Source organism: Priestia sp. JNUCC 25, assembly GCF_053667915.1.
Map to the genome: position 1 here is coordinate 1,835,642 of NZ_CM132211.1, position 16,967 is coordinate 1,852,608.

Genomic DNA, 16,967 nt, shown 5'->3' on the forward strand with positions numbered 1-16,967 from the left:
TTAAAGGGGCTGAAGTTGAATATGAAGAGTGATCCTTATATTTTATAAGCTCTACAAATCTAGTTACCATAACTGGGATTATAAGAAGCATCTAAAAAATAAAAGCACTCTCCTAAATCAAAGGTGAGTGCTTTTATTTGGTTCTCTATGACACAATGAGGTTGTTTATAATTATACGTCGTTAATTACCGTAAACGTTAGTATAAGAGGAAAACTTTAAAAAAATAATAATTAATGTGCAATAAAATTTTTAGGTACGGGTGAATTAGTCATACGTGCATATAGAAACAACTGGCCTTTATGATGAATCTCATGTTCCAGCATAAAATCAAGAATTTGAGCTATAGTTGGGTTAGAACCAAATATAGGATTGTTCGTCTTAATTATAGTTTTCAATTGTTCGTCAGATAAAGAATTCAATGTATTAACTGTTTTATCAGAAAGAGAATGAGCCAAATCACGAACAACTGATATATTAGAGACATCTGGAGAAGAAGATAAATCTGGACGCTTTATAGTTCCTGTAATAGCTATATTTGCAAAAAAGTCAGAAGCTCCAATTGTGTGTAACATTAGTAATCCAGCAGACATAGCACCTTCCCATGGTTTAAAAGTTACATCTTCAATACAATCAATCAGTTCTAAAGTAACAGATCTATGATTTATAAATCTCTGTAAAAATTGTTCTACATTTTTCATAGTGACTCTTCCTTTCTTATTATGCAATAAATTAAGATAATCATTTTAACAGAAAACAAGCACGCATTCTACATTTAGTGATATTAAAGATATACTCTTTTTTAGAATTCAGCTACAAATTTATCTTTGTATTAAATAAATAATAGGAATTACCTCTCGAACTAGATACTGTTTACTAACGAAACATTATTTGTGCATACATTTATGGAAGAAGATCCTTATAATTCATGAGAAAGAAACTAATTGGTAAATATAAGTTGTACAAACTTGAACAAACTACTTAAGAAACTGGTAAGGTTCCAATCCTTTGGATGAATAAAATGTAGCAGAAAAACTCCCTTAACGTATTCAGGGAGTTTTTCTAATTTTATGGTGTATATCATATACAAAATCAGTTTAGTCGGGTAGGCAGGCACTCTCACGAGCGCCCGCCCCCCTAAGAACCGTGCTTGAAAGTTTCCCTTCACACGGCTCAAGCCTTCTTTTTATCCGAACATCTCTTTTACTTTATACAGGGTACATGTACCAATTTAGTAACTTTACCTGTAGTAACTTCTAGATTTCGTACCGTAATCGTTTCTCCATTTTGAAGAGTGTGTTTACACAGTGCACAACGATACCCTTGTTTTCTTGCAAGTTTCATCCTATCTAGGGTATTTTCATGATTGAAGACCTTTCGGTCTCGCTTTTCCCAATATTCATTTAGACTAGGATCATCTGGGCTGTTTTTGTAGGCTACCATGACATGTCGTTCTATTTTAATCCAGGACATCTTCATCAATTGAATGTTAGTGATTGGACATGTGAGAATCCATTTATCATTTCCTCCATGGTGGGGTTTCTTAAAATAACGCTTTCGAATCCACTTCCACGACTTCCTTGGATGTAATTGTTTAAGGTGTTTTCTTACCTTTAAGAAAAGATAATTGTCCATGTAACCAAATGTCTTCTTTGATACGACATGTTTCCAATACTGTCCGTAACCTCTAATAATAGGGTTTAAGACACGTATGATTTCTTTTACTGGTCGGCCTCGCATCACTGCGAACGTATCTTTTATCTTGCTTTTTGCTTTTCTGATGCTGTCTTTACTAGGCTTGATTAGTAGCTTATTGCCTTGCTCCGTTTTGTATTGGCGAAGTGAGAAACCCAGGAAATCAAATCCACTCTCAATATGTGTAATTCTCGTTTTATCCGTGCTCAGTCTAATTCCTCGTTTTTGTAAGTAAGGAGTAAGTTTCTGATACATACTTTCAGCTTGTTCCTTCGTTTCTGTTACGATGACGAAGTCATCTGCGTAAGCGACACGTCCCATCTTACACTTTGGATCAATCTTGTAGCTCGCGCCTGATTTGTATGTCTTTCGGTAAACAATACCAATCTCTTTTTCCATTCCATCTAGCGCTATATTAGCTAAAAGAGGAGAAGCTACACTTCCTTGGGGACTTCCTTCCATTGTGTTGTGTAACGTACCTTGTTCCATATATCCCATCTTGAGCCACCTTTTGATGAGAGTGTTTCCTGGAAACATAGACGTTTTTTCTACTATCCAATGATGATTAAGATGGTCAAAACATCCTAGAAAATCTCCTTCAAACACCCACTTTTTCTTACTATTCGTATTAAGCTTGTTAAAGAGATTACTGATGGCATCATGAGTGCTTCTCTTAGGGCGGAAACCGTAGGAACTGGCTTCTAACCTGACTTCCCATTGCGGTTCTAGGGCGTTCTTCACAACACTTTGATAAATTCGATCTCGTATTGTCGGAATACCGAGAGGTCTTAATTTCCCATTCTTCTTAGTGATAAACGTTCGTTTCGCTGGCTTTGGGCGATGCTGAAAAATATTACGTTTTAGCAGTTGTTGATATAGCTTGATACGTTCGCTTGGTTTTGAGGCCGTATAGCCGTCTACACCAGGTGTTTGCTTACCGGTATTTTGTTGCGTCACTCTGCGAATGGAGAGTAATAAATTGGCTTTACTCCGGAGGAGTAAACGTTGAAGTTTCCTTACTCTTCTTCGTTGATTTTGTTGTTCGGCACGATAAATTCTTTGTCGTAACTTCGTTACATATTGTTGTATAGTATTCCAATTAATAGAGTACCAACCTTTATGTGAGACGTGCGCCGACGCTCGTAGAGAGGTATTCATAACAGCACGCTCCTTTTCGTTAGAAGATAGCCACAAATTTATTTTCGTGTTGAAGACCAATGAAAAGTGGGCACTCTTTCGAGCCTGTCATTGTCCATAAAGACAACAGTATCCGTCCAGTTATACAGTGTTCCTGCTTTCCTGTTCTCTTTCGAGATAACGGCTTTCGCTTTTTCTCATATCCCATACCCTCTGCCACATCGTTTGACTTTGCAGTCATCCTACTGTTTTACACAGATGACATAGGGCTTACCAAGTTCCACATTCTACAGATGCGATAGGGGTAGGTAGGTTCTGTACTCCGGGCAAGATGCGGGACGCATCAGAGTAGCATTATGATTCTACTTTTCCTCTTGCCAAGACCCAAGCAAAACTATGCATTATCTTGAGCTAACACTTACGAAGCTTACAAACCTTCACTTTCGTTTACCATACCTATCTTCTCCTAGCAGTATTCCGGACCATGCAATTGTCCTCTGTTTCCGCATCTCCTCATGCAACCGACAGGCTCGTTACCAAACATGCCGTTTCGGATGGAGATCATCTTCGCGTCTAGATGAGTAGCGTCAGCTACACTGTAAGAAAGCGACTTCTTGTCGCACCATAATCAATGTTACCGGAACCTATAAACAAAAAGAGAAGATCATGCTTCTGAACTCCTCTTTTTTATTTTTTATATAAATGAGCAAATTTACATGTATTGAGCAAACTAATCAAGATGCTAAAATTATTAGTTTATTTACCTTTCATTTCCAATATACTCGATTGAGTATATATGTGTTTTCGCTAGATCAATGACTTCGTGAATAAATTCGTCTGGATTTTGCTTAAAGCCATTCCGAATCCAATTCTGAAGAAGCCCATAAAATCCATAGGCTGTATAACGTTTAAAATACTCCATATTAACTGCTATATTGTTGATGGTTTCAAAAATAAATTGTTCCTTATAGATCTTTAAGATCATTTGAGGAAACTGTATATGCAACCCCGGTAAGGTGTCATCGTAATTAATGAGTTCAAAAAAATTTCGGTTTTTATAAATGTAGAAAACGATGTTCAAATACGGTGCATTTAGCTTAGTTGTATACACTTTACGACCAGGTACATATGGACTGCCTACTGAAGATTCTAACCCTTGAAGCATGGAAGCAAGCAAATCTTTAGCAAGTTCAATTTTGTCAGGGTAATGAATATAAAAGGTACTGCGATTATAAGAAGCATAATCAACAATATTTTTTACAGTTACGGTATGGTAGCCCTTCTCTTTTATGAGTTCAATCAATGCCTGTTTTAAATGTTCTTTTGTACGATTTTGACGTTGAGATGTTGTATTTTGTTCATTATGCATGAAAAAACCTCCTTTAAAGTAGACAGATTTATCATAAGTGTCTAGTTAGTGGACACTTAATGATATCTTAATGATTGTTAAATATGAACAGAGTAGTACAATTAAATTATGAACAAAAAAGCACAGATATAAAATATATCTAGCATTTTTATTCTAAATATGGTAGATGATTTTCAATAACTAGGAGGATTTAGAATGGGAAAATTACAAGATAAAGTAGCTGTTATCACTGGTGGAGCATCCGGTATTGGGGCAGCAACGGCACGTTTATTTGTTTCAGAAGGAGCCAAAGTAGTTCTTGTAGATTTAAATGAGGAAAAAGGAAAAGCTTTTGAGAAAGAGTTAAAAGAGCTTAGCCAAGAAGTTCTTTTTATAAAGGCAAATATTACGAGTGAAGAAGAAGTCAAAAATATTTTCAAACAAACTGTTGAAACGTTTGGTAAAGTGGATGTTGTTTTCAATAATGCGGGTATCGGTCGGGTTCATCCATCACACGATTTAGAGTACTCAGAATGGCGCAAAACTGTCAACGTGGACCTAGATGGAGTCTTCTTGGTAGCACGTGAGGCCATTCGTGAAATGTTAAAAACAGATGGTGGTACCATTGTTAATACAGCGTCTATGTACGGTTGGGTTGGATCACCCGGTTCAGCTGCCTATAACGCTGCAAAAGGCGGCGTGATCAACTTAACTCGTTCACTTGCACTTGAATATGCAGAACAAAATATCCGTATCAACGCATTATGCCCAGGTTTTATTGATACACCAATTATACCAGAAGAAGACAAACAAGCCTTAGCTGCAATTACACCATTAAAACGTTTGGGTAAAACAGAAGAAATGGCAAAAGCAGTATTATTCATGGCCTCTGATGACTCTTCATATATGACTGGTAATAGTTTAACCCTTGACGGTGGATATACAGCTCAATAATAAATTTAGAAGGTGAACCCTCTTGCTTTTTGAGTTTTAAACAGGAAATAGTTAGCTTTGCCGGATTAAATGTACCACTTGGGTACTAGTAGATGACTTACATGATTATATATCTTTATTTCAAGATATTTTAATTAAAGGAAACATAATAGAATATCTATCATAAATTATTTTCCATTTTCTACGAGAATAATAAAGGAGGAATTTTCGATGGTTAATCGTTTTGATGGGAAAGTAATATTAATTACCGGTGCAGGATCCGGTTTGGGTCAAGCTTCTGCCTTACAAGTAGCAAAAGAAGGAGCAAAACTTTCACTCGTTGATCTAAACGCTTCTTCATTACAAGAAACAAAAAATAAAGTGTTAGAAGTTGTACCGAACGCAGAAGTGTTACTTATCACTGCAAATGTGTCAGATGAAAAAGAAGTAGAAAACTATATAAATAAAACAGTTAAGAAATTTAAGAAAATCGATGGTTTCTTCAACAACGCAGGGATCGAAGGAAAACAAAGTCTAACAGAGGATTTTGGTATTGAAGAATTTCAAAAAGTAGTTAATGTTAACTTAAATGGTGTGTTTTATGGCTTGAAGAACGTATTGAAAGTCATGAGAGAGCAAGGTTTTGGTTCTATTGTTAATACTGCTTCAGTTGGTGGTATTCGTGGTTTAGGAAACCAATCTGGTTACGCAGCTAGTAAACACGGTGTAGTTGGATTAACAAGAAACTCGGGAATTGAATATGGTCAATACGGAATCAGTATCAAAGCCATTGCACCCGGTGCAATCATGACACCAATGGTCGAAGGTTCATTAAGACAAATTGATTCAGAAAAATGGGAAGAAGCAGGAAAACAATTTGTTGAGACAAACCCGATGAAACGATTTGGCAAACCAGAAGAAGTGGCTTATTTAGTCGCATTCTTATTGTCTGATCAAGCAAACTTTATAAATGCAACTGTTATTCCAATCGATGGTGGTCAATCTTATAAATATTGAAGATTTTTGCGAAAACTAAAGTTACTGCACGATCATAATTTCATTTATAAATAAGGTAATAATAGAGTGAATTATCATAGAACACATAAACCACGTATAAATAATTAATAGAAGGAATGATACATCATGGGAGATTTCTCAAATAAAGTTGTTTTAATTACGGGTGCTGCTGGCGGTATTGGTATCGCTACGGCAAAAGCTTTTGCTAAGGAAGGCGCAAAGCTAGCATTAGTTGATTTAAAAAAGGGAAGCTTAGAAAAGGCAGTTAAAGAAGCAGGGATTAACGATGCTTTATTATTGACTGCAGACGTAACGAATGAAGAAGAAGTAAAAAAATATGTTGATGATACTGTTGAAAGATATGGAAGAATTGATGCATTTGTAAACAATGCAGGGATTAATGGGGATTTTGCAAATATTGTGGATCAAACCGTTGAAAACTTTAAAAATGTATTAAATATTAATGTCATTGGAGTATTCTTAGGTTTAAAATATGTCATGAAAGTAATGATGAATCAAAAAGAAGGTTCAATTGTAAATATGGCATCTAATGGTGGATTGCTAGGTGCACCTGGAATGAGTTCATATGTAGCATCTAAGCACGGAGTGATCGCTCTTAATAAAACAGCAGCACTTGAAGGTGCAGAATATGGCATACGTTCTGTTGCAGTTTGTCCTTCGGGTGTTGATACTCAGATGATGCGTTCTATTGAAAAAAATGCAATGCCAGGTAAAGAGGAAGAAGCCAAATCCGTTTTTGAAGCGTCAGTACCAATGAATCGTTATGCTGAGGCTACTGAAATCGCCAACTTAATCACATTTTTAGCTTCTGAAAAGGCATCATTCATATCAGGTTCTTATTATCGTATTGATGGTGGACAAGGAGCTACATCGGTGTAAAAAAGACTGTCCTAATAGACTGAGGTGAATATAACTTTTATCTAACAATCAGGGCTCTCCTCATAATAGTCTATATATAAAGCCGGCTTTTCTATTTAAGGGAGAAGTCGGTTTTATTATCAAATACTTCTTTTAAATAAATATACACTGTAAACTAGCAACAAAACTAATAAAGATAAGGCTATCCAATAAATACTCATTAGGCTGTTTGGTAAGTAAGTAATAGCTCCGTATAAAAGAAAAGCAGTTATTAGAAAAAAACAAATAAATCGACCTAAATAACGTATCAAAAACCGAACAATCTCTTTCACTTAGTTTCCGCCCTTTTAAGTCTTTTTTTCATTTTCGTTAACTCCACTCTCGTTATTTTCCTTATAATTACATTTTATCAGAGATTATGTATCAGTTCAGGATGTATGCTATAGTTAGTTACCATAATGTACCTTCTAGGAACTAACAGAACCTTCTAGACCATTTCTAGAAGGTTCTGTTGTTAATTCTTCTTTAATTTCTTTATAAAATTAAAAATAAAAACTCCAATTCCAAATAAAACTACCAGGTTAAAAATCTGCCAAGCAATATCTCCCCAGTTAATACTTGTTACGCTCACAATACCGCCTCCCATAATATATACGAATAAATCCCATAAAAGTTACAAATTTACATGATTTAAGCTTATATATTCTAGGAAATCTATTACACATGATATACAAAGATAGTTAACATAATCACAGTTATCCGAAATTAAATAGGCGATTCTTGTTGAACTAATACCTTTGTTAGTTCAACAAGATTTTTGATATTCATATGATAGTTTATGTCCTACAATTAATTTTGAATCTAAATTTTTTCGTCCCTTTTTGACTAGAATAAATATATATTTCTAACCTTTAGTGGATTATGTTCATCTTCTTTTACTTTCAAAAATGTATTGAAATCCATACAGGAGAAAGGCCTTGTAAAAGAAGTAAAGGAAGAATTGAAATGCATTAAATCGAACTAATTTAAATAATTTTATTTTTACAAATAAAGTTTTAGCTAAAAATGCAAAAGATAATTGAAAAAGAGCATTTAGAGTAATAAACTTTTTAAAATTTCCGTATGTCCATTTTAATGACCATAAAGCCACCGCCAGCATTGGACCTATTAAAAAAGGAAATTCATTATAAATAAAGGAATGTGGTTTATTATAAAAAGACCACCATCTAAATTTCTTTCCAACAGGAACATCAATACAATTTATTAAAAACACAAAAATAAAAGCCGGGAAAAATCTTTTTATACTACGCCGGTCCAAAAAAGATATTGATACCCAAGAGAATAATACCATGGCAATATTAAATAACCACTTATTTTTCATTGACATATTTAAACTTCCTTTTATTTCTTTTTATTTAGAATTTCTTTTTTTGAAAGAAAATATGCATTTATGGTTAGTTAATACCAAATGCTTTTTAAACTAATCTGTTCGGTTTGTTGAAGAAGATAATACATATGTAAATAGCCCATAAATTCATTAGTGGACCATTTATTTTTTTAATGAATATGATATATATGTTTAGTTACCATAATGGATTTTCGAGGAATCTTTATAATAAAAAAGATTTGGAGGAGAATACTATGTAAAACAGTAAAGGTGGCTTCAACCTAATATGTATCGAAAAATAAATAATAAGCTAAGCTTTATTTTAATTATGGGTTTTATATCTATGATAGCAGCATTTGCCCAAACTCTTTGGTTACGAAACACTTTAGAAGATCTAGAAAGACGAATAACTAAAAAGTTCAATAATTATAATTAAAAATACATACTATTATGCATCTTAAGCAAACTACTCAAGACGCTGTGAAGCATCCATTTGGAAATCCTCATGGTTTATAGAGTTGACAACATGCATCGCAGAAAACCACTGATATAAGCCAGTGGTTTTTCTGTTTTTAAGCTGCATATCTTATACATCTTTAGTTAACATAATACAGTTAGGAACAAAACAGCCTATACGACTTTACTTATTACTTTTTCTTACTCCTATGAAATAGGTATCTATAAATATTTGTCGAACTAATTAATACCTCATTAAAAAAGAGTCAAAGTAAAAAATACAATAAAGGGAGGAATTAATTTGCAAACTATGTTCCATTATAACTGGTTGGTTAGAGAAGAGTGGTATCAATGGTGTGAGAATATTCCACTAGAGGAATTACTTAGGAAGCGAACAGGAGGGGTAGGAGGAATACTACATACTCTCTTTCACATTGTTGATGTAGAGTGGAGTTGGGTTCGTATTCTTCAGGGAAAAGATGATTTCCAAGAGATTTTTGAGGAATATCAAAGCTTAGAAAAAGTTCGGCAGCTAGATACAAACTTTCAGCTTGAGGTAAGAGAGTTTGTTAGGTCTTGGAATGTAGAAAAAGAAAATAATATTCTTTATGATCCACAACCAGATGGAAGTATAGTAACTGATACTTGGGGAGAAGTTATGCGTCATATGATTGCTCACGAGATACACCATATTGGACAATTATCAGTATGGGCTAGGGAAATAGGAAAAAAACCGGTTTCAGCCAATCTTATTGGTAAAGAGCTTAGTCATACGCTGCCAAAAACTTAAATTAATGAACTTTATTGCTAGATTTCATGGCTTATAGTTAAGAGAATATGGGCTTTTAAGTTTCGGCAGCTTCCATTATACGCGATACTCTTTACTAGTTACAGTAGGAAGGTACTCTTAAGAATACCCTCACTAACTATATGATATACACCTTGCTTATGCAATTAAAGGATACTTGAAGAAGGGCTCCTCTAAATTTCAAGGAACTAGTTATCAATGAATATAACTTCAATAAGATATTTGGAATGGTGAAATGAATGGAGAAACAGATTCATAATTATATAGACAAGAAAACAGAGGAAATTATAATAAAGAAGCTTAGAACTGCCGGTTGTGTTTTTGCAGAGAATGAGGCCCGGTTACTTATTTCAGAGGCTCAGACATTGGACAAACTCACCGACATGGTGGAACAGCGAGTAACTGGTCTTCCCCTCGAACATATTATTGGTTGGGCAGATTTCTGCGGTATTCGAATAGAAGTGGAACAGGGAGTCTTTATACCACGCCCGCGCACCGAGTTTCTTGTTAAACAGGCAGCTTTTCTTGCTACTCCAGGATCCATCATAGTTGACTTGTGTTGTGGTACGGGTGCAGTTGGAGCCGCGCTGGCCAAAGTCATAGGCCCCATTGAGCTGTATGCAACCGACATCGACCCAACTTCAGTAAAGTGTGCACGTCAAAATACTACTTTCTTTGGGGGGAATGTGTATGAAGGTGACCTCTACCATCCCCTTCCATCCGCATTACATAACGGTGTCGATGTCTTGGTTGCAAACGCCCCCTACGTGCCTACGGATTCAATTGAATTGTTACCTCAGGAGGCACGTAAGTATGAGAAAAGGGTAGCACTCGATGGAGGGATGGAAGGTCTAGATGTCCAGAAACGGGTAGCTTCTGAAGCACTAATATGGCTGGCGCCCCGTGGTTATTTACTTGTCGAGACTAGCCAGAAACAGGCCTTTCAAACGGCTGAGATACTTGCTCAAAATGGACTAATTCCCAAAGTAACACATTGTGTCGAACTAGATGCTACAGTTGTAATTGGAACTCGGATCAGTAGAGTAAACAAAGCTTGTAAATAACATAAATCACATTGATTCTGTTAACTAATTTGGCATCTATTAGTGTATATATAAAATAAAGACACATATGAGGTTTTGTATAGTCTCTCTTTTCTTTCTATCTGAATATTCTTTTTACCCTTTGCTTTTTCGACATTTTTTATACCTTCTCTTTTTTATAATATAAAGTGCATAGAAAGCATAAGACAAGAGGAGGAACGCAAATGAACATATTAGCCAACGTAAAACCAAGAGAAGAAAAGACAATTTTAAGTGATGAAGAGAGTGTTCAAGCGTTTCAACTGGGCGACCAGGTTGCTTTCAACCTATTAGTAAAGAAATATGAGTATTTAGTCTGTTCGAAGGTAAAAGTATACTTCTTATTAGGAGGAGATCGAGAAGATCTCTTACAGGAGGCAAAGTTAGGATTATATAAAGCTGCGCGAGATTTTAGAATAGAAGGGAAAAGTTCATTTAGAGGCTTTGCGGAGCTATGCATAACACGTCAACTTATTACAGCTATAAAGGCAGGGAATCGTCAAAAACACTCGCCTTTAAATAATGCTCTTTCTTTAAACATATCTAGAAATTCAAAACGAGCAGAAGATGACATAACCCTTATGGAGATACTTCCTCATCCACAAACAGTATGTCCGGAAAAGGCGGCTGTAGAAAGTGAGAATAAAAGAGAGAGAGAACAAATCTTGCAAGAAATATTATCAGTCACCGAACAAAACGTATTTGCCCTATACATGAATGGACAAACATATATGCAAATCTCTAAAAAACTAGATCTTTCCCACAAAACAGTAGATAATGCACTTTGCCGAATTAAGAAAAAGATGAGGCATCGAATGAAATACCTTTATTTATAGGAATCATCCTGACAAACACGGAATAAAAGAAGAAAGTTACTGTAAGCAATGATGTTTAAAGGGGGAAAACATCTAGTACATAGGTGTTTCTTTTTTTATGGGTTCTTTTGATTTATCATAAAGATAATATTGATTAATCTAACAGAAGATGATGGCAATGGAAGAGCAACAAATCGTTAAACAGGTTTTAGGGACAGTGTTTTTTCTTTTCTAGATAAAATAAACAATATATTAAGTGAAAACTCTATAGAGATATCAGTTTCTATAACAGTAAGTTGAGAAGAGCTAAAAGTTCATTATATTTACTCACTTATAATTCTAACTAAAGTGTTGAGTTATCAAAAGGGAACATGGTGCATAAACGATAACTGCGTAAAGGTGAGTGAGCTCTTGAAGATAAGAGCTCATTTTTGCTAGGGTTCTGCAAACTATATAAGCCAAAAACAAGATATAGATATTTTTTAAATACTTAACATCAAATTCAACTTGTTATATATTTAAAGATGTTGCTTAAAAAAACAAGTGAGGAGAAGTATGGAGAAATTAAATGATCAAACATTGTTAGCATCGTACTTTAAAGCAATTGAATTAAAGCTAGATAAAGATTTCATTCTTATTCTGGAAGAAGAATTGAAAAGAAGGGGTCTACCCTTCGTTCCTAAAACAGATAGGAGTAATTAATTCAGATTACGCTTCTATCTGTTTTTCCTTTTTTACAACCCACATTAGAAATTCCTTTTCTTGATTAGTTAGCTTTCTATTTAAGGATTGTTCAAACTTTAAAACTAACTCTACAAAACGTTGCATGGTATCCATTTATGTTATAACTCCTTGAGTTTATTATTAAGTATAGAATAAGATTAAGGTTTTTATTTTGTCAAATTTTGTTTGGTTTTAATACTGAAATTTTTAAAAAGCATAAAAAACAAATGAAGACTAATGATTTTATAGAAAAGAAAAGCCCCAAAGCAGTTTTGAACACTGACAATAGGACTTTTCTTAGAAAAAGGTTAAGATGTATATTCTTATGTGTTATGCAACGTTGGACTTTTGCATAAATCTATTTTAACACAAAAAAATTAGGTTAGTAAATGTTTCAGTTAGTGAATGTCTTTAATTTAGAAGTAGAATAAATAAGTTAGACCTTGTATAAGAAGGCCAATTTTGTGCAAAGAGATGAAATCTACACACCTTGAAAGCACATGTGAATCGGCAATATATAAAAAACTGTACAATAGAGGGGGAGTGAAAAACACATACAAATAAACAATAATTGAGGGTTGCTATGTAACTCTTTCATTTTAAATATCTTGTTAATATCATAAATAAAAGGAGAAATGGTTAATGATTATTGTTACAACAGAAAATGTGCCAAACTATAAAACAGTAGAAGTAAAGGGTCCTGTGTTTGGATTAACTGTACGAGCAAGAGGGATTGGAAATGAGGATTCTAAAAATTTTAAACTCCACGATAGAGGAGGTAAAAATTGGTTGAGTATAGATGGATACAAAGATAATTTTGGAAATATTGATAGAAATTTGTTTCAAGTAGAAGAAGCTTAATGAAGAAAACTATAAAGAGCTCCTGAATAAACAGCAAGAGTTTTTTATAGTTGTACCTTAAATAAATCCAAAAGAGTTGAATGAATAGTTATATATCCTTATTTACCATAATGTACCTTATAGGAACATGAAAAAAAGGCTTCTTCACAAGATTTTCTCTTCAATATTCCCAATTACTCTAAACCATAAAAATCTTTTAGATTTAGCCATGTTTCATACCAAAATGTCTTAGAGCGCAATGGTTGAATTAATTTTATTTCCTCTTCATCTTTTAACAAATATACTGAATTACCTTCCACTGATAAAGTATCGCCAAATTTAAACACGATTTCTGAACAATATTCTGTATAGTCTTTTTCTCTCTCGTTTGAATACTGAGCTTTTTCAATTGAAAACCTTTTGTTAAGCATCTACATCTTTCCTTTTAAACTATTTTCCTTTATTATCTCATGCATTCAATACATAGATATAGTTCACATAATCACCGATATCGGAAGCGAAGAAAACCTTATGGAAACTTACTCCTATAAGATTTTCTTCGTTTCAAGTCCCTAAAACTCAATATTTATCTACTACTGCTCCTAAACTAGCTGCTTTAACATATGGTTTAGTTCGCAAGGAAAGCAGTTCTTCTTTTGTTCCTGTAATAACTACGCCTATAATCAGTCCATTTTTCTGTCTGTTTTTTAAATTTTTCGACTCCCCTGGATCTGTTTTTTGGAGCTTATTCAAAAAGTCTGCTTCTGTTTTAATTTTAGTAGTCGTTAGTTTTGCTCCTAGTTGTGGTGATGGTTTAGAAATACCTAATAACCATTGTCCATTTTCTGGCTCACCTCTGTAACCAGTAGACTTTGCATAGTTATCTACCCAATACCATGTTTGGTGAGCAGATGTAGGCAGCATCTTTTGTACTTCTTTCAATGTGTAATTTTTATTGAAAGATATGGCCATCTCCATGTATTTGTCATTTGGATAATCTTTAATCATGTCAAAGTCATTCGCATACAACTTATATTTGTATTTGGGTACGTAAAATAACATCTCACGTTGCCCATTAGGAATATGATAAATTGTCGTGTCATTGACAATTGTACTACTCATGGAGAATGATGCATTCAAGTTTCCAAATAAATCGTACGTTATTTCTTCTGTCCCCCAAGGTATCACTTTGTCTTCAATTACTTTAAATGCTTCACTTTTAATAGTTCCCTTTAAAACTCCAATTGAAATACTATCAGTGTTAGTGTATGTGTTTGGAGACATCCTCACCTGATTTTCTGTAATTAACCGATCAGCAAGTTTATCCCCTTGTTTGTTTATAAAATAACTATTCCCTTTTATTAGTACGGCAATTACAAAGCTAACTACGAGTGCGGAGATAAAAACTGTTCGTAAAATTGCTCTATACTTTGCTTTTTTAAGCGTTCTATGTAAAGACTTTTCATCAAAAATAGAATCTAACTCATCATTCGTTTTTTTCATTACATTCTCTCCTATACATCTCTTTAAATGTTTTTCTAGCACGAGCTAAATACGTTTTCACGGCTTCAGGTTTCATATCTACATATTCCGCAATTTGTTTATAAGACCACTCTAGCTCGTACTTTAAAAGAAGTAGTTGCTTAAAGGTGGGAGACACCTTTTGAAGTATGCTTCTTACTAGAAGCTGATTTTCTTGTACAATCATCATCTCTTCAATTAATCGTTCATTGGTAATAAGGTAATCCTCTACTACCACGTACTGAGATTTTTTTTTCTTTCGACAGTAATCGTAATATAAGTTTATAGCTACTTTAAAAAGCCATGATTTATATCTATCGGTATCAATCGATTCAAGATGAAGAAGTAGTTTACAAACAGCTTCTTGAACAATATCTTTAGCTGTTTCTTGGTTTGCGCCTTGTTTGATTAAATATAAGTAAAGTTGATTCATGACAATTTTTAATTGATCGTTTGATAACCGATTTTTCAAGTGTTTTTTCCTCCTTCCTGTCTTATAACGTATGAAAAGTGAAAAAGTATACAATCATTTCATATTTTTCTATAAAAAAGAAAAGTAATTGCTTTTTAGGCAATTACTTTTCTTAAAAACTCAATTTAGTTAACATAAAACGGATTTTCGGGACCCTTTAAAACAAAAGGAGAAAAAAATTCATATATTGATATAAACATTGATATATATATATATATATATATGTTTATGAGGCTTACTAAGAGGAGAGAATGACTGATATGCAAATGGATTTTAACTATTATAAGGTGTTGTTTTTCAAAAAATTAAGGATTAAAAACAACACAAATACAAAGTTAAAAGATACAATTGTTTGTAATTTAAAGTGATGGATTTTCAAAAATTTGATCTTATTTTATAAAGATTGTATAAATAAAACTATTAATATTTCCATTCGAAAGTGGTGAATAATTTGAATGACCTTTACACAGGTCCTATAACTATAAATGAGAGAATATCCAGTTTAGATATTCTACGTGGTATTGCTTTATTCGGAATTTTAACAATTAATATCGCATCGTTTACACCTGGTGGGCCTCCTGGTTTTACCCATAGTCCCAATAGTGTTGATAATTGGATAACGACATTTTTGTTATTATTTGTAGAATCAAAGTTTTTTACGCTATTTTCTTTTTTGTTTGGATTAGGATTTTCGATTCAATTAATTCGTGCAAAACAACGCGGTGATGGGTTTGCACTTCGTTTTAGCCGAAGGTTAGGAGCATTATTTATATTTGGTCTCTTACATATCGTCTTATTATGGGATGGAGATATATTAGTGGTATATGCAATAGTAGGGTTTATCTTATTATTATTTCGAAACTGTAAGGAGAAAACATTACTGAAATGGACCGGTATGCTATTACTTATTCCTAACGTTATTGTAATCATTGGATTCAGTAGTATTGAGATTCTTCGTAGTATGTCACAGTATGCAAATCAATTTCAACAATTCGATATTTCATTTGTGAATGCATTTAAAAATGGACAACAAGATACTTATCAAATTCTGAGCTCTGGTAGTTTCGCTGAACTTATTTCTTCTAGAGTAACTGGATATATAGAGGTATTTCCTCTTCTATTATCACGAGTTCCAACAATATTAGCAATGTTTTTATTAGGTTTTTATGTAGGCAAAAAAGATATTTTACGAAATATCTCACGCTATCAATCTCTACTGAAAAGACTAAGTCGTTGGGGAATTGGAATAGGTTTAACTACTAACATTATTATCATAATATTAACCAAAGTACTTCCTCCTATTCCAGGAGTTGTTATCCTTCTTTTAAATCAAACACTAACAGGACCTATACTTTCTCTTAGTTTTTCAGCTGTTATTGTACTTGGATTGCAAAACAATAAAGTAAAATATCTATTATCTCCATTTTCGAATATAGGACGAATAGCTTTAACAAACTACATTCTACAATCAGTATTGTATTCGTTTATTTTTTATAGTTATGGTCTAGGTCTTTCAGGGGAAATTGGTACATGGCAAGCATTAATTGTAGCGATTATATTTTTTGTGTTACAAATATGTTTGAGCAATATTTGGTTAAAACACTTTCGTTTTGGACCACTAGAATGGATATGGAAGAGCATTTCTTATTGGAAGATGCACTCGATTAAATAAAAAATATCTCCAAATTCGTTTAGGAGATATTTGAAAGAGATTTGAATAGTTTCTTCTATTCTTGCGCTGTATATCGTATGCAAACGTAGTTACCATAATGGATTTTATAGGAATAAAAGTATTTTAATGTTTATATATAAGTGGTTTAATAGAACAAGTAAATATTTCAGAACAAGAAAGTGAG

The 16,967-nt window shown here is 33.5% G+C and carries 16 protein-coding genes and 1 pseudogene; 9 read left to right on the forward strand and 8 right to left on the reverse strand.

Annotated elements, in window-relative coordinates; genetic code table 11:
• Nucleotides 1–231 precede the first annotated feature (231 nt).
• The 3 genes from JNUCC25_RS09320 to JNUCC25_RS09330 form a co-directional block, all read right to left on the reverse strand.
• Nucleotides 232–699 (reverse strand): DinB family protein, encoded by a 468-nt coding sequence (locus tag JNUCC25_RS09320; RefSeq protein WP_454223188.1) that lies wholly within the window; start codon nucleotides 697–699, stop codon nucleotides 232–234.
• A 502-nt stretch (nucleotides 700–1,201) separates the two neighbouring features.
• Nucleotides 1,202–2,851: a group II intron reverse transcriptase/maturase gene (gene ltrA, locus JNUCC25_RS09325; protein WP_328243077.1), complete on the reverse strand. Its 1,650-nt coding sequence runs from the start codon at nucleotides 2,849–2,851 to the stop codon at nucleotides 1,202–1,204.
• A gap of 739 nt (nucleotides 2,852–3,590) precedes the next feature.
• The gene (locus JNUCC25_RS09330) at nucleotides 3,591–4,199 is read right to left on the reverse strand and encodes a TetR/AcrR family transcriptional regulator (protein WP_454223190.1); all 609 of its coding nucleotides are present in this window, start codon (nucleotides 4,197–4,199) and stop codon (nucleotides 3,591–3,593) included.
• 195 nt (nucleotides 4,200–4,394) lie between these two features.
• Here JNUCC25_RS09330 and JNUCC25_RS09335 point away from each other — a divergent pair, with 195 nt between their 5' ends.
• The 3 genes from JNUCC25_RS09335 (at nucleotide 4,395) to JNUCC25_RS09345 (ending at nucleotide 7,028) form a co-directional block, all read left to right on the forward strand.
• Nucleotides 4,395–5,132, forward strand: a complete 738-nt coding sequence (locus JNUCC25_RS09335) for an SDR family NAD(P)-dependent oxidoreductase (RefSeq protein ID WP_387569640.1) — start codon at nucleotides 4,395–4,397, stop codon at nucleotides 5,130–5,132.
• A 210-nt stretch (nucleotides 5,133–5,342) separates the two neighbouring features.
• The gene (locus JNUCC25_RS09340; RefSeq protein WP_029321121.1) at nucleotides 5,343–6,128 is read left to right on the forward strand and encodes an SDR family oxidoreductase; all 786 of its coding nucleotides are present in this window, start codon (nucleotides 5,343–5,345) and stop codon (nucleotides 6,126–6,128) included.
• A gap of 126 nt (nucleotides 6,129–6,254) precedes the next feature.
• A complete protein-coding gene (locus tag JNUCC25_RS09345) occupies nucleotides 6,255–7,028 on the forward strand; it encodes an SDR family NAD(P)-dependent oxidoreductase (protein ID WP_013056517.1) in 774 nt (257 codons plus the stop codon).
• Nucleotides 7,029–7,932: 904 nt separating this feature from the next.
• Here JNUCC25_RS09345 and JNUCC25_RS09350 read toward each other — a convergent pair.
• Nucleotides 7,933–8,394 carry a hypothetical protein gene (locus tag JNUCC25_RS09350; protein ID WP_029321124.1) on the reverse strand — a complete coding sequence of 154 codons (462 nt, stop codon included), beginning with the start codon at nucleotides 8,392–8,394 and terminating at the stop codon, nucleotides 7,933–7,935.
• Nucleotides 8,395–9,151: 757 nt separating this feature from the next.
• On the opposite strand from JNUCC25_RS09350, the gene JNUCC25_RS09355 reads away from it, so the two are divergent.
• The 4 genes from JNUCC25_RS09355 to sda all read left to right on the forward strand — a co-directional run bounded on the left by JNUCC25_RS09355 (nucleotide 9,152) and on the right by sda (nucleotide 12,257).
• Entirely contained in the window at nucleotides 9,152–9,640 is a 489-nt protein-coding gene (locus JNUCC25_RS09355) for a DinB family protein (protein ID WP_029321126.1), read from the forward strand.
• A 257-nt stretch (nucleotides 9,641–9,897) separates the two neighbouring features.
• Nucleotides 9,898–10,722: a putative protein N(5)-glutamine methyltransferase gene (locus JNUCC25_RS09360; RefSeq protein WP_407728356.1), complete on the forward strand. Its 825-nt coding sequence runs from the start codon at nucleotides 9,898–9,900 to the stop codon at nucleotides 10,720–10,722.
• A 203-nt stretch (nucleotides 10,723–10,925) separates the two neighbouring features.
• Nucleotides 10,926–11,576 (forward strand): sigma-70 family RNA polymerase sigma factor, encoded by a 651-nt coding sequence (locus JNUCC25_RS09365; RefSeq protein WP_035438898.1) that lies wholly within the window; start codon nucleotides 10,926–10,928, stop codon nucleotides 11,574–11,576.
• Between the two features lie 534 nt (nucleotides 11,577–12,110).
• Complete coding sequence (gene sda / locus JNUCC25_RS09370) at nucleotides 12,111–12,257, forward strand: sporulation histidine kinase inhibitor Sda (protein WP_029321131.1); 147 nt, start codon at nucleotides 12,111–12,113, stop codon at nucleotides 12,255–12,257.
• 6 nt (nucleotides 12,258–12,263) lie between these two features.
• Here the strand turns inward: sda and JNUCC25_RS09375 are convergent, their stop codons facing one another.
• Nucleotides 12,264–12,392, reverse strand: coding sequence for a hypothetical protein (locus JNUCC25_RS09375; RefSeq protein WP_255286331.1), 129 nt, complete (start codon nucleotides 12,390–12,392; stop codon nucleotides 12,264–12,266).
• A gap of 528 nt (nucleotides 12,393–12,920) precedes the next feature.
• Between JNUCC25_RS09375 and JNUCC25_RS09380 the strand changes: the two are divergent.
• Nucleotides 12,921–13,040 (forward strand): annotated as a pseudogene (locus tag JNUCC25_RS09380) (heavy metal-binding domain-containing protein); the annotation flags it as partial.
• A 272-nt stretch (nucleotides 13,041–13,312) separates the two neighbouring features.
• On the opposite strand, the gene JNUCC25_RS09385 reads toward JNUCC25_RS09380, so the two are convergent.
• The 3 genes from JNUCC25_RS09385 to JNUCC25_RS09395 form a co-directional block, all read right to left on the reverse strand.
• Entirely contained in the window at nucleotides 13,313–13,549 is a 237-nt protein-coding gene (locus tag JNUCC25_RS09385) for a hypothetical protein (RefSeq protein WP_029321134.1), read from the reverse strand.
• A 148-nt stretch (nucleotides 13,550–13,697) separates the two neighbouring features.
• Nucleotides 13,698–14,621 (reverse strand): anti sigma factor C-terminal domain-containing protein, encoded by a 924-nt coding sequence (locus JNUCC25_RS09390; RefSeq protein ID WP_407728357.1) that lies wholly within the window; start codon nucleotides 14,619–14,621, stop codon nucleotides 13,698–13,700.
• Nucleotides 14,605–15,111, reverse strand: a complete 507-nt coding sequence (locus tag JNUCC25_RS09395; RefSeq protein ID WP_407728358.1) for an RNA polymerase sigma factor — start codon at nucleotides 15,109–15,111, stop codon at nucleotides 14,605–14,607. The genes JNUCC25_RS09390 and JNUCC25_RS09395 overlap by 17 nt, the downstream gene beginning before the upstream one ends.
• A 451-nt stretch (nucleotides 15,112–15,562) precedes the next feature.
• Here JNUCC25_RS09395 and JNUCC25_RS09400 point away from each other — a divergent pair, with 451 nt between their 5' ends.
• Nucleotides 15,563–16,783, forward strand: coding sequence for a DUF418 domain-containing protein (locus JNUCC25_RS09400; RefSeq protein WP_029321136.1), 1,221 nt, complete (start codon nucleotides 15,563–15,565; stop codon nucleotides 16,781–16,783).
• Nucleotides 16,784–16,967: the final 184 nt, after the last annotated feature.

Coding starts and splice junctions, on each gene's coding strand:
- JNUCC25_RS09335 (WP_387569640.1), top strand. CDS start 4,395: ATGGGAAAATTACAAGATAAAGTAGCTGTTATCACTGGTGGAGCATCC.
- JNUCC25_RS09390 (WP_407728357.1), bottom strand. CDS start 14,621: ATGAAAAAAACGAATGATGAGTTAGATTCTATTTTTGATGAAAAGTCT.
- JNUCC25_RS09365 (WP_035438898.1), top strand. CDS start 10,926: ATGAACATATTAGCCAACGTAAAACCAAGAGAAGAAAAGACAATTTTA.
- JNUCC25_RS09360 (WP_407728356.1), top strand. CDS start 9,898: ATGGAGAAACAGATTCATAATTATATAGACAAGAAAACAGAGGAAATT.
- JNUCC25_RS09385 (WP_029321134.1), bottom strand. CDS start 13,549: ATGCTTAACAAAAGGTTTTCAATTGAAAAAGCTCAGTATTCAAACGAG.
- ltrA (WP_328243077.1), bottom strand. CDS start 2,851: ATGAATACCTCTCTACGAGCGTCGGCGCACGTCTCACATAAAGGTTGG.
- JNUCC25_RS09330 (WP_454223190.1), bottom strand. CDS start 4,199: ATGCATAATGAACAAAATACAACATCTCAACGTCAAAATCGTACAAAA.
- JNUCC25_RS09350 (WP_029321124.1), bottom strand. CDS start 8,394: ATGTCAATGAAAAATAAGTGGTTATTTAATATTGCCATGGTATTATTC.
- JNUCC25_RS09340 (WP_029321121.1), top strand. CDS start 5,343: ATGGTTAATCGTTTTGATGGGAAAGTAATATTAATTACCGGTGCAGGA.
- JNUCC25_RS09345 (WP_013056517.1), top strand. CDS start 6,255: ATGGGAGATTTCTCAAATAAAGTTGTTTTAATTACGGGTGCTGCTGGC.
- JNUCC25_RS09320 (WP_454223188.1), bottom strand. CDS start 699: ATGAAAAATGTAGAACAATTTTTACAGAGATTTATAAATCATAGATCT.
- sda (WP_029321131.1), top strand. CDS start 12,111: ATGGAGAAATTAAATGATCAAACATTGTTAGCATCGTACTTTAAAGCA.
- JNUCC25_RS09375 (WP_255286331.1), bottom strand. CDS start 12,392: ATGGATACCATGCAACGTTTTGTAGAGTTAGTTTTAAAGTTTGAACAA.